The following is an 11,861-nucleotide window of genomic DNA, read 5'->3' on the forward strand; positions in this document are numbered from 1 at the left end:
CCCAGATGTTAATCCCGATAAAGTCACAGCAACTGGCGTAGTAATAGACTCACAATATGATGATGAGGCATAACTAAAACTGCCACTAGGACCAGCAGTAACGTTTAATTGAAAACTTCTTAAGTTTATACACCCAGTACCTGTTACAGTTCCTTGTTCTTCAACTTCAACCCAAATTGTTTGAGGATAGGTTGATGATGCAGGTGTATATGCATTAAGTGTACCGTTAGGAATTAGTGCTCCTGGAGCACCAGAACTATCAACATAATATCTAAAAACAAAATCTCCAGGCGTTGCATAACCATTTACCATGTAGGCATTTTGATTGATGTTGAACGTATATGGACCTGGACTTGAAGTACAAAGTGTTATATCTTGAGGATCTAGTGTAGGTAAATTGGGTTCTGGAGCAACTGTTATGTCATCTTGAATTTGAATTAAAGAACCATCACAACGAGTGTATGTAGCAACAGCAGTATAGGTTGTAGATGTTGTAGGAGAAACAGTTATTGGATTTGTAGAACCTAAACTTGTTGCACCTTGAAACCATTCTAAAGTTACATTTGACCCTCCAGCTGAAGAAGGAGTAAAACGCCAAGCCTCATTAAAAGCACTCCAAGTACCTGTGTTTCTATTTGGTGGAACAGCCGCTAGAGTACCTGCTTGATTCATTAAACCAATAACTCCTCTACCTCCATTCCAACTTGTGCAGGCAGTTCTTTTATTAACTAATACATCAATCGTATTAGTTGTCTCGTACAATATAATTTGATAGGTTTGCAAACCAACACTTGTATTACAACTATATTGTGGAATTTCTGATGTATTAAGTACAAATGCTCTGTTAGGATAAGTTCCTGTTACATAATAATTAATATTTTGAACAGCTGGATTAGTTATTAAACCTGGATGAATATCTTGATAAACTCCATAAATTGCATTTTTTATTGGGAAAGTTGTACTAGGTATTGTTCCACTATAAGACCATTCACAATCTCCAGGTACCAGAGGTGTCTCTGTTCCACCTGGAACTACTCCAGCAATATTAAATGACAAAACTCCATTAGCTCCCACTAATAATTTAGTATAATTCTGTCCATAGAAACAGAACGGGAATGGTAAATCTACAATTGGAGACCAAATATCATCAATTTCAACATTCAAAAGTGTCCCTCCAATAAAAGGAAACTGAGGCGCATAAGGAATAGATGTTACATCATAATTATTGGTATTAGTTGCATATGTTTGCAAGTAATCTGCTTGGAGAGTAGTTGACTCCCCGGGATTACATACAGGTAAGGGAGCTTGTATATCCACGTAAACTGTTGGGGCATTTTGCGAAAATGAAAGAAAATATCCCAATGAAAAAATGAATATAAGTAGGTGTTTTTTCATAATTATTGTAGTTTGCTCAAATAAATTTGCGAAAATTAATGAATTTTTAACAATTAATACATTTTTCTTTAACTTTTTTTATGTTAAAAAACGAAATATATAATCTGAATATATTGCGTATATTTGCGCAGTATTTAAAACTGTTGATTATTTTATAATGACTCAAAACGACGAATTTCAAGAAGAAATTGGGAATAACCATATAGCTACAAGTGCTACAAACCCTTTACGCAAAGATGCTTTTGAATTGACGGATGATGAAAAAATAGCCTCAATAAAAAAAGACGTAGAAAATATTTTAAACACATTAGGTATGGACTTAACTGATGACAGTTTGAGTGGAACTCCTAACCGTGTAGCTAAAATGTTTGTAAAAGAAATCTTTGGCGGACTACACCCTAATAAAAAGCCGGGATCATCAACTTTTGCTAACAACTACAAATATGGTGAAATGTTAGTTGAAAAAAACATTACCGTCTATTCAACCTGTGAGCATCACTTGTTACCTATAATTGGTAGAGCTCATGTTGCGTATATTTCAAACGGTAAAGTTATAGGTTTGTCTAAAATGAACCGTATTGTTGATTATTACGCTAAAAGACCTCAAGTACAGGAACGCTTAACTATGCAAATTGTTCAAGAACTTCAAGCTGCTTTAGGCACCCAAGATGTTGCTTGCGTTATAGACGCCAAACATTTATGTGTAAACTCAAGAGGAATCAAAGACATAGAAAGTAGTACTGTTACGGCAGAATTTGGTGGAAAATTCAAAGAAGATAAAACTCGCAGAGAATTTTTAGATTACATTAAACTAGATACGAAATTTTAATAATAGCCCTGATAGAAGCGACATCCTTTTTGAACACTGAGCGAAGTCGAAGTGTATTACAAAAAGATAAAGCGGATAGCAGGAAATAGCTCCTACTAATGCATTTATATCAAGAAAACACTTTAAAGGTATACAATTCGCTAACTGGCGAAAAAGAAACATTTACACCTATTCACGAAGGAAATATCGGAATGTATGTTTGTGGACCTACTGTTTACAGTAATGTTCACTTGGGTAATGTTCGTACTTTTATGAGTTTTGATATGATTTATAGATATTTCAAACATCTAGGATATAAAGTAAGATATGTAAGAAATATTACTGATGCAGGACACTTAACAGATGATGGAAATGTAGAAAACGATCGTTTTGTTAAACAGTCTCGTTTAGAAAAACTTGAACCTATGGAAGTTGTACAGAAATATACTGTTGATTTTCATAAAGTTTTAGATTTATTTAATTTTTTGCCTCCAACAATTGAACCTACCGCAACTGGTCATATTATTGAGCAAATTGAATTGACTCAAAAATTAATTGATAAAGGATTAGCCTACGAAAGTAATGGTTCTGTATATTTTGATGTACTAGAATATAATAGTAGAGGGCTAAATTATGGTGAATTAAGTAACAGAAACATCGAAGATTTACTTGCTAATACAAGAGATTTAGATGGTCAAAATGAAAAGAAAAACGCTCCTGATTTTGCACTTTGGAAAAACGCATCACCAGCACATATAATGAGATGGAACTCTCCATGGGGTGAAGGTTTTCCGGGTTGGCATTTAGAGTGTACAGCCATGAGTACAAAATATCTTGGTGAAACTTTTGATATTCATGGAGGAGGTTTAGATTTAAAATTTCCGCATCATGAATGTGAAGTTGCTCAAGGAAAAGGATGTAATGATTCAAATCCCGTAAACTATTGGATGCACACAAACATGCTTACCATGAATGGTTTGCGTATGAGTAAATCTACTGGAAACTACATACTTCCAATGGAACTATTAAATGGAGACAATGACTTTTTCGAAAAAGCATTTAGTCCAAGTGTAGTTCGCTTTTGTTTTATGCAAGCACATTACAGAAGTGTTTTAGATATTTCAAATGAAGCAATGGTGGCTAGTGAAAAAGGACTTACTAGATTAACAGAAGGTATCAAATTACTTGATAAATTATCTACTTCAAACAAATCTACAATTGATGTTCAAACTTGGAAAAAAAGTTGTTATGATGCAATGAATGATGACTTTAATACCCCTATATTAATCGCTCAATTATTTGAAGGTATTAAATACATCAATCTTATAAATGATGGTAAAGAATCAATAACAACATCTGATTTAGAAGATTTAAGAATTACGATTTCAAATTTTGTTTATGATATTTTAGGTATTCAAGACGAACAAACCGTTTCGAATAATTCCGACAAGCTAAATGGAGCTGTTGAAATGTTAATAAGAATGCGTAATGAAGCTAGGGCTAACAAAAATTGGGCTTTATCTGACCAAATACGAGATGAATTAGCAGCCATAGGCATTATTTTAAAAGACGGGAAAGAAGGAACTTCTTTTACAGCATAACAAAAAACGCCTTTATGGCGTTTTTTTTTATTAATTAAACTATCATAAATTGGAAACATCAACTTTTATTAGACCTGAAAAATATTCCATTGCAATTCATCCTTCTAAAGAAATAATTGAAGATATTAAAACAATGAAAGAGCAATTAGCATCAGAAATTGGTTGGTATAAAAGCAAAAACTCCATCGCTCATATCACTATTTGTGAATTCGAAGCAACTGATGATGATTTAAAAAAAGTATATTCAGAATTAACCCAAATATCTGCACCAATTTCTCCATTAAACGTTTCAACAAAAGATTTTAATTTGTTCCCAAATGGAGCATTTTTTATTGCTATTGAAGAAGATTCTAAAAAATCACTTCGCCCTTTAATGAAGCAGTATCACAATACTTTATCTGTTAAAACACACCATCATAGCGACACGCCACATATTACTATTGGCCGTGGGCTAAATGAAGAACAACTTGTTTGTGCGCAAAATCTTTTTAAATCTTACCAAAAATCATTTCATTGTGACTGCATAGTTTTAAGAAAATTTGACCCCATTGTAAAGCAATTTCATGTCACAGAAAAATTTTATTTTAAAAGCGAACCCAATAGTCAGTTACTTCTTTTTTAAGAGTTCAAAGAAAAAGGCAACTAAAATCACAAAACTGTAATACTTAACTTACGAAAAAGCTGAAAAACAGCACTTTATAGCTCTCGATTAAATAGTGTTTATATATTTGAAGCCCCCAACTTTAAAGTAAATAAATACTATGAGAAAAAAACTACTATTATACATTTTACCATTATATTTTTTCACATTAATAGTTAATAGTCAAACAACTATTAGAGAAAAAAATATTACTACAAGTTATTTCTCTGATAAAGTTGAACTAAACTTTGACTCTCCTACTAATATTGTAAATGTTTTGGATGCATTCAGTGGTGAAAAATTGTATTATGCTAAAAGCAATAATAGCAATGCTTCATATAGTATTCCTGTTTCTAAACCTGGACAAATTTTAGTTATTAATTATATCGAAAATGGTATTGAAAAAACATCACGTTTAGCAACGCAATCACTATCAACTGGGGAAATAAAAGTGTATTTTAATCATACTGTAAGTACTTCGGTGGCTTATCCCGGAAATAATGCTACAAACTTAGGAAACACCTTAGATGATAAACTTATTGAAAAAATAAATGCTTGCACCTCAACTTTAGATATTGCTATTTATAATTCGGCTTCGCCAAATTCAACTTCTGGAATTGCTGGAGCTATAAATGCTGCATATGCTAGAGGTGTTCAAGTAAGAGTTATTTATGACGGATCTACTAGTAGTACAATGATCCCTTTATTGAATGCTGGAATTCCAAAATTAGCAAGTCCTACATCTTCTGAATATGGAATCATGCACAATAAGTTTGTCATTTTTGATGCCAATCACGCTGATGCTAATATTCCTTTAGTTTGGACAGGGGCAACCAACTGGACTGTAGTTCAAATAGACGGACCAGATTCAAACAATGTGATCACATTTCAAGATCAAGCCATGGCTTTAGGCTATAAACTAGAATTTGAAGAAATGTGGGGAAGCACTACAATGACTCCCAATCCAACCAATTCAAAATTTGGTCCTTTTAAAACAGATAATACCCCTCACAATTACATAGTTGGAGGAAAAGCTGTAGAAAGTTATTTTAGTCCATCTGATGGTACATCATCAGCAATCATTAACTGCATAAATACTGCTAATTCAGATATAAACATAGCAACAATGCTTATTACCAGAGATGATATTGCAAATGCAATTGTGGATAAATATAATTCAGGTATAACCAATATAAATCTACTTACAGATACACAAAATCCTTCTGGTAATGATTTTAATTTTATTCAAAGTAGTATTGCTCCTAACCACGCCGTTAAAGACGTAGTTACAGGAAGCATAATGCACCATAAATTTGTTGTAATTGATAACGGTAACACTTCTTCTGACCCACAAGTTCTTACTGGTTCTCACAACTGGAGCTCATCGGCAGAAACTAGAAATGATGAAAATACAGTAGTTGTTCATGATGCTAACATTGCCAATCAATATTATCAAGCTTTTCATTATTTATACACTTTAGCTTCTGGAGTTTTATCTGTTAACAATTCAACATTCAATGAAAAAGCTCTTACATTGTATCCTAATCCAACAAGTAGTAGTATAACAATTAAAAATTCTGGTGAAGATGATCTTGAGAATTGCTCAATTGTTCTTTACGATTTTATGGGCAAAAAAGTATATGAGAAAGAAATTGGTTATTTAGTTTCCGAAACTTTAGATTTATCAAACCATCAAAGTGGAGTTTATATTTTAAACTTAAAAAGCAATGATAAAGTAAAAAGCTTTAAAGTCATTAAACAATAAAAAAAGGCCTCAATAGAGGCCTTTTTATTTATCCTTTCAATAAATTAATACTTACTGTAGCATAATCTGTGTTTGGATATTTCTTGAAAAAATCATTATCCGGAAAAAGACCAGCTTCAGCTGCTATTTTATGCAGCACATCAATCTCTACAATAAATTGATCAGAAAACCCATGTGTAGCATCATAAGCTGTTGCAGCAGTGCTTCCTATGTTTACGGCTGTAAGTTGTGGAGCCACAGTATGAAGTTCTATCATTAACAATCCAAATCTATGTACATATGGAGCCCATTTTGAGAAATGTTCCAACAAATTGTCTTCAACATCATTATTGTTGATTCTGTTACCTCTGTGAGCAAATGCTCCAGTAGAGGTGCTTACTCTATTTTCATTTTTTACAGAAGGCTCTTCCCAAATTCTATTGTGATCTAAAAATGTTCTCACATTTAATAAATCTTTTAAATCAATATTGTAGTCCTCTAATAAATCTGAAGCTAATTGCTTCGGATTTCCTATATCTCCCCAAATAACCTTAGCCCAAATATCGGCCTTAATTAAATTTGCTCTAGTAACTTTTAATGCTGCTTGATTGTAATCGGCGCCTACTAAAAACAAAGGATACTCGTCTAATAATCTCCCTCTCAATGTTTGCCTTTCGATAACTTCAAAAATATGTTGTAAAAAAGCTCCATTACCACAACCCATATCTAAGATTCCTTTAGGCTGTTCGTGGATAGGTTTATTAAACAATTCTATAATAATATCATCTATAACTTTAAAATAGGTTGTATGAGCTCCTCCACTACCCCAAACATTCATTTCTCTGTTTACGTGAATTTCTTCTTCATTTTGTCCTATGTCTCTTAATTTATTTGGATTACCAAAAAGTAAGACTTCCATGTTCTTAAACATTGGCAAGTAGGATACAGTAACTCCATAGGCTGAAGCTCTTTTGGCAATAAACAAACCATCCTCAGTAAATTGATATTTTCCTTTTTTCTGTAAAAACCATCCTAGATAAGCTAGAAAATCTAACATTTTTGAGAATGATTCCGGGTTTTTATGAAACTCATCAGCACTAAAAGAAGATTCCATAAAGTATTTATGGAACATACCACTCATTCCTAGACTTACTGTAATAGGAGCTACTAAATACCCTTCAATATGCATTAAGATTTGCTCTTGAATACTTTTTAAAACCTCATCTGACTCCCAAGTAAGGCCATAATTGTTTTTGTATTTTTCAAAAACTGGTTCTAAAACACTTATGCTATCAGGCGTTATAACATTTGCAGTAAATATGTTTGTTGTATTTAATAAATGAGACACATCTTTATAGAGATAAAACAAACTAAAAGCGTATTCACTTTTTGAATTTACCTCAACACTAATGGTGTCTTTTTGTATATCTATCTCATAATTTAAAAAACCTTGTGAAGCTAATACTCTAAGTGCTACATTAAGATATCCTTCATTAGCGTTAAACTCTTTTACGAGTTCTTTTAAAGTCACTTTTTTGGTTTGCAAAATATAATCTAAAACTCCTTTCTCGTTCAAAACAGTGGCTACTGGTGCAGTAACAATTCCATCTAAATGTCTAAAAATTGATTCACGAAGTTTGTTTTTTGGTATCATAAAAGTTTAATGTTATATCTCAAATATATAAAATTATTATTCAATAAAATGAGATATCTCTTTCAACAACAAACATTCTTAGAATAAAATTGACTTAAAAAAACGTAACTTAGAACGCCAATTATTCAGTATGAAAAATATAATAAAAGATAACTTTCCTAATTTCAATCAATTATTAATTGAAGACATAGAAAAAAATGCAACTATTAAAGATTTCAATGCCGGAGAAGTGCTTATTCGCTCTGGACAGTATATCAAGAATACTGTTTTAGTCCTAAAAGGAAAAATTAAAATCTACAGAGAAGATGATGATGGAAACGAGTTTTTCATGTATTACTTGCAACCTGGACAAGCCTGTGCTATATCTATGATTTGTGCAACCAAAAATGAAACAAGCGCAATCATGGCAAAAGTAGTTGAGGACGCAGAGGTTTTGATGCTTCCTTTACCACTCATGGAGAAATGGATGGCGCAACATCGTTCTTGGTACGAATTTGTAATTGAAACTTACCGAAATAGGTTTGAAGAAGTACTTGAAGTTGTAGACAGCATAGCCTTTAAAGCGATGGATGAACGTTTAGTTTATTATCTAAACAAACATAAAGAAGTCAATAAATCAAAGGATATCAAAATTTCACATCAAGAAATTGCTAATGAATTGAATACTTCTAGAGAGGTTATTTCAAGATTACTAAAAAAAATGGAACAACAAGGTTTAGTAAACCTACATAGAAATCATATTGAACTGATAAAATAATTTTTAGTATGTGATAAATGTTACTATCATTTATCTAATGGCAAGCCATATTTGCACTATAATTTTTAATAATGGAATTACTAGGTTATTTTTCGGCAGTTTTAATTGGAATTTCTTTAGGCCTAATTGGCGGAGGTGGTTCTATTTTGACAATTCCAATTTTAGTATACTTATTCAAGATTGAACCAGAAAACGCAACAAGTTATTCATTATTTATTGTAGGTTTTAGTTCTTTGATAGGGACATACAAGCATTATAAACTAGGGAATTTACAAATTAAAGCAGCTCTTTATTTTGGAATACCTTCCTTAGTTGCGCTCTTAATAACAAGAAAATTTATCTTGCCTACCATACCGAGTGTAGTGTTTAAAATTAATCAATATCAAATAACCAAAGATGTATTAATCATGGTTGCTTTTTCTGTTTTGATGATATTCGCAGCTTTTTCTATGATAAAAAAACAATCAGAAACTGAATCTCGTGAAACAAACCATCTGAAGTTGGCTTTTTTAGGCATTACAATAGGAATTATAACTGGTTTTTTAGGAGCTGGTGGTGGTTTTTTAATCATTCCTACGTTAGTCTTATTTGCAAATTTGTCCATGAAACATGCAATAGGTAGCTCATTATTTATTATTTTTATAAACTCTACGATAGGTTTCCTTGGCGATGTAATTAATGGTGTTAACATAAATTATTCCTTTTTAATAATTATTACTTCAATAGCAAGTATAGGAATCTTAATAGGTACTCAACTTTCCAAGAAAATTGATGGCAAAAAACTAAAACCGGCCTTTGGTTGGTTTGTTCTTGTTATGGGAATTTATATCATCAGTAAAGAATTTTTAAACATGTGATAATTATCACTAATTATAATCTAGATATATTTTAATTTTGCTTAAATAAAAAATAATTCAATACTATTATGAAAATAGAACAAATATATACTGGTTGCTTAGCTCAAGGTGCTTACTATATAACATCAAACGGTGAAGCTGCCATAATAGATCCTTTAAGAGAAGTTCAACCCTATTTAAACAGATTGTCCTTAGATGGTGTTTCATTGAAATATATTTTTGAAACTCATTTTCATGCTGATTTTGTTTCTGGACATTTAGATCTTAGCAAATCTACTGGAGCTCCCATTGTTTATGGGCCAACAGCAAACCCAGAATTTGAAGCAATCATTGCTACCGATAATCAAATATTTGAAGTAGGTAACATCAAAATAAAAGTTTTACATACTCCAGGGCACACCATGGAAAGTACAACTTATTTATTGATTGATGAAGATGGAAAAGATCATGCTATTTTCTCTGGAGATACATTGTTTATAGGAGATGTAGGAAGACCTGATTTAGCTCAAAAATCGGCTTCAATGACACAAGAACAATTAGCTTCTACATTATTTCATTCATTACGCAATAAAATAATGACACTCGCAAATGATGTAGTTGTTTACCCTGCTCATGGTGCAGGAAGTGCTTGTGGAAAAAACATGAGTAAAGAAACAGTTTCAACCATTGGAGAACAAAAAGAGAAAAACTATGCGCTAAGAGCTAACATGACCGAAAGCGAATTTGTTACCGAAGTTCTGGATGGATTAACTCCTCCTCCAGCCTATTTTGGTATGAATGTAGCTATGAATAAAAAAGGATACAATAGCTTTGAAGAAGTTTTAAATAATGGAATGAAAGCGCTGTCTGCTAACGAATTTGAAGAAATTGCGGATAGTAGTGAAGCTTTGATTTTAGATACTCGTAATCCAGCTGAGTTTTATAAAAAACATATCCCACAATCTATTAATATAGGAATTGGTGGTGATTTTGCTCCTTGGGTAGGAACATTGATTGCAGATGTAAATCAACCTTTATTGATAGTAACCGATTTAGGCAAAGAAGAAGAAACAATAACTCGACTAAGTCGTGTTGGTTTTGATAATGTTTTAGGACACTTAGAAGGAGGTTTTGAAACATGGGAAAAAGCAGAAAAAGAGACCGATAGTGTAAAGCGTATATCAGCTGAACAATTTGCATCGGAAGTTACCATAGGACAAGATAAAGTAATTGACATCCGTAAAGAAGGTGAATATAGTGCTGAACATGTTGATGAAGCTTACAGCAAACCTTTAGCTTATATCAATAATTGGATTAACGAAATTGATCCTAAAGAGCATTTCTACATTCATTGCGCCGGTGGATATAGAAGTATGATTGCTGCGTCAATTTTACAAGCTCGTGGTTATAGAAATTTTACTGAAATTGAAGGTGGGTTTAACGCTATTGCAAAAACTGATTTACCTAAAACAGATTTTGTATGCCAAAGTAAAGTATTATAAATGAAACAATTATTGTTTACAAATTGGCATTTAATGCGTTTCATTCGTTTGATTTTTGGAATATTTTTAATTTTCCAAGCTTTTGAAACACGTCAATGGATATTTTTGGGATTTGCTGGTTTCTTTTTATTTCAAGCCTTATTAAATCAAGGTTGCGGATTAAATGGATGTGAAATCCCTCAAAAAGATAAAAATAATGAATGATTCTTTTCAAAATATAATCAATAGTGACAAACCTGTTCTAATCGATTTTTTTGCTACATGGTGTGGGCCTTGCAAAATGCTAGCTCCCATACTTAAAGAAGTAAAAGACAATATGGGTGATCGTGTTTCTATCATCAAAATTGATGTAGACAAAAACCAAGAATTAGCTTCTAAATACCAGGTTCGTGGTGTTCCTACTATGATGCTATTTCAAAAGGGACATCAATTGTGGAGGCAATCTGGAGTTTTATCAAAAGAAGATATTATTAGTATTATCATAGATAAAAGCTTATAACTTTATGGTAAAAAAGTATTTAACTACTATTATTGGAACTCTATTAGGGGCAGTAGCTGGATATTTATATTACAAAAACATAGGTTGCATTTCCGGCACTTGTATGATTACTTCTAAACCAATCAATAGTACTTTATATGGAGCACTAATGGGAGGTTTAATTGGAAATTTATTTCAAACAAAAAATAAAAATTAAACCCTTAACTATGAAAAAACTAGTAACAGCAATCGTTTTTGCAACTTTTTTATTATCAGTAAATACATTCGCTCAAGAAATAAAAAGTGATAAAAAAGCGAAAAAAGCAAAGAGCGAAAAATCGTGTTCAACAGAAGAAAAGAAAGCTTGTTCTTCAACAGCTTCAACTGACAAAAAATCTTGTTGCGCTGTTAAAGCTGAAAAAAAAGCGTAACTATTTCTATTTAAA

General features: G+C 32.1%; 12 protein-coding genes and 1 pseudogene. 11 read left to right on the forward strand and 2 right to left on the reverse strand.

Annotation, left to right across the window (positions count from 1 at the left end; translation table 11 throughout):
* Nucleotides 1-1,395 (reverse strand): annotated as a pseudogene (locus BUC09_RS13685) (hypothetical protein); the annotation flags it as partial.
* Nucleotides 1,396-1,552: 157 nt separating this feature from the next.
* On the opposite strand from BUC09_RS13685, the gene folE reads away from it, so the two are divergent.
* The 4 genes from folE to BUC09_RS13705 all read left to right on the forward strand — a co-directional run bounded on the left by folE (nt 1,553) and on the right by BUC09_RS13705 (nt 6,209).
* Nucleotides 1,553-2,224, forward strand: coding sequence for a GTP cyclohydrolase I FolE (folE, locus tag BUC09_RS13690; protein WP_073312179.1), 672 nt, complete (start codon nt 1,553-1,555; stop codon nt 2,222-2,224).
* Between the two features lie 98 nt (nt 2,225-2,322).
* The gene (gene cysS, locus BUC09_RS13695) at nt 2,323-3,804 is read left to right on the forward strand and encodes a cysteine--tRNA ligase (protein WP_073312180.1); all 1,482 of its coding nucleotides are present in this window, start codon (nt 2,323-2,325) and stop codon (nt 3,802-3,804) included.
* A gap of 49 nt (nt 3,805-3,853) precedes the next feature.
* A complete protein-coding gene (locus BUC09_RS13700; protein WP_084127260.1) occupies nt 3,854-4,426 on the forward strand; it encodes a 2'-5' RNA ligase family protein in 573 nt (190 codons plus the stop codon).
* 139 nt (nt 4,427-4,565) lie between these two features.
* Nucleotides 4,566-6,209: a phospholipase D-like domain-containing protein gene (locus BUC09_RS13705; protein WP_073312181.1), complete on the forward strand. Its 1,644-nt coding sequence runs from the start codon at nt 4,566-4,568 to the stop codon at nt 6,207-6,209.
* A gap of 28 nt (nt 6,210-6,237) precedes the next feature.
* Here BUC09_RS13705 and BUC09_RS13710 read toward each other — a convergent pair whose 3' ends face one another.
* Nucleotides 6,238-7,842: a class I SAM-dependent methyltransferase gene (locus BUC09_RS13710; protein WP_073312182.1), complete on the reverse strand. Its 1,605-nt coding sequence runs from the start codon at nt 7,840-7,842 to the stop codon at nt 6,238-6,240.
* Between the two features lie 130 nt (nt 7,843-7,972).
* On the opposite strand from BUC09_RS13710, the gene BUC09_RS13715 reads away from it, so the two are divergent.
* The 7 genes from BUC09_RS13715 (at nt 7,973) to BUC09_RS13745 (ending at nt 11,846) form a co-directional block, all read left to right on the forward strand.
* Nucleotides 7,973-8,599 carry a Crp/Fnr family transcriptional regulator gene (locus BUC09_RS13715; protein WP_073312183.1) on the forward strand — a complete coding sequence of 209 codons (627 nt, stop codon included), beginning with the start codon at nt 7,973-7,975 and terminating at the stop codon, nt 8,597-8,599.
* Between the two features lie 71 nt (nt 8,600-8,670).
* Nucleotides 8,671-9,456: a sulfite exporter TauE/SafE family protein gene (locus BUC09_RS13720; protein WP_073312184.1), complete on the forward strand. Its 786-nt coding sequence runs from the start codon at nt 8,671-8,673 to the stop codon at nt 9,454-9,456.
* A gap of 68 nt (nt 9,457-9,524) precedes the next feature.
* Nucleotides 9,525-10,937: an MBL fold metallo-hydrolase gene (locus BUC09_RS13725; protein WP_073312185.1), complete on the forward strand. Its 1,413-nt coding sequence runs from the start codon at nt 9,525-9,527 to the stop codon at nt 10,935-10,937.
* Nucleotides 10,938-11,141: a hypothetical protein gene (locus BUC09_RS13730; RefSeq protein ID WP_073312186.1), complete on the forward strand. Its 204-nt coding sequence runs from the start codon at nt 10,938-10,940 to the stop codon at nt 11,139-11,141.
* Nucleotides 11,134-11,436 carry a thioredoxin gene (trxA, locus tag BUC09_RS13735; RefSeq protein WP_073312223.1) on the forward strand — a complete coding sequence of 101 codons (303 nt, stop codon included), beginning with the start codon at nt 11,134-11,136 and terminating at the stop codon, nt 11,434-11,436. Before BUC09_RS13730 ends, trxA begins: the two co-directional genes overlap by 8 nt.
* Nucleotides 11,437-11,440: 4 nt before the next feature.
* Entirely contained in the window at nt 11,441-11,632 is a 192-nt protein-coding gene (locus BUC09_RS13740; protein ID WP_073312187.1) for a DUF6132 family protein, read from the forward strand.
* Nucleotides 11,633-11,642: 10 nt separating this feature from the next.
* Nucleotides 11,643-11,846 carry a hypothetical protein gene (locus BUC09_RS13745; protein ID WP_073312224.1) on the forward strand — a complete coding sequence of 68 codons (204 nt, stop codon included), beginning with the start codon at nt 11,643-11,645 and terminating at the stop codon, nt 11,844-11,846.
* Nucleotides 11,847-11,861: the final 15 nt, after the last annotated feature.

The organism is Flavobacterium terrae (assembly GCF_900142035.1).
GTDB lineage: Bacteria > Bacteroidota > Bacteroidia > Flavobacteriales > Flavobacteriaceae > Flavobacterium > Flavobacterium terrae.

Excerpts from the sequence above, each read along its gene's own strand:
- BUC09_RS13740 (WP_073312187.1), top strand. The coding sequence starts at position 11,441 with ATGGTAAAAAAGTATTTAACTACTATTATTGGAACTCTATTAGGGGCA.
- cysS (WP_073312180.1), top strand. The coding sequence starts at position 2,323 with ATGCATTTATATCAAGAAAACACTTTAAAGGTATACAATTCGCTAACT.
- BUC09_RS13715 (WP_073312183.1), top strand. The coding sequence starts at position 7,973 with ATGAAAAATATAATAAAAGATAACTTTCCTAATTTCAATCAATTATTA.
- BUC09_RS13730 (WP_073312186.1), top strand. The coding sequence starts at position 10,938 with ATGAAACAATTATTGTTTACAAATTGGCATTTAATGCGTTTCATTCGT.
- trxA (WP_073312223.1), top strand. The coding sequence starts at position 11,134 with ATGAATGATTCTTTTCAAAATATAATCAATAGTGACAAACCTGTTCTA.
- folE (WP_073312179.1), top strand. The coding sequence starts at position 1,553 with ATGACTCAAAACGACGAATTTCAAGAAGAAATTGGGAATAACCATATA.
- BUC09_RS13725 (WP_073312185.1), top strand. The coding sequence starts at position 9,525 with ATGAAAATAGAACAAATATATACTGGTTGCTTAGCTCAAGGTGCTTAC.
- BUC09_RS13720 (WP_073312184.1), top strand. The coding sequence starts at position 8,671 with ATGGAATTACTAGGTTATTTTTCGGCAGTTTTAATTGGAATTTCTTTA.
- BUC09_RS13745 (WP_073312224.1), top strand. The coding sequence starts at position 11,643 with ATGAAAAAACTAGTAACAGCAATCGTTTTTGCAACTTTTTTATTATCA.
- BUC09_RS13705 (WP_073312181.1), top strand. The coding sequence starts at position 4,566 with ATGAGAAAAAAACTACTATTATACATTTTACCATTATATTTTTTCACA.
- BUC09_RS13710 (WP_073312182.1), bottom strand. The coding sequence starts at position 7,842 with ATGATACCAAAAAACAAACTTCGTGAATCAATTTTTAGACATTTAGAT.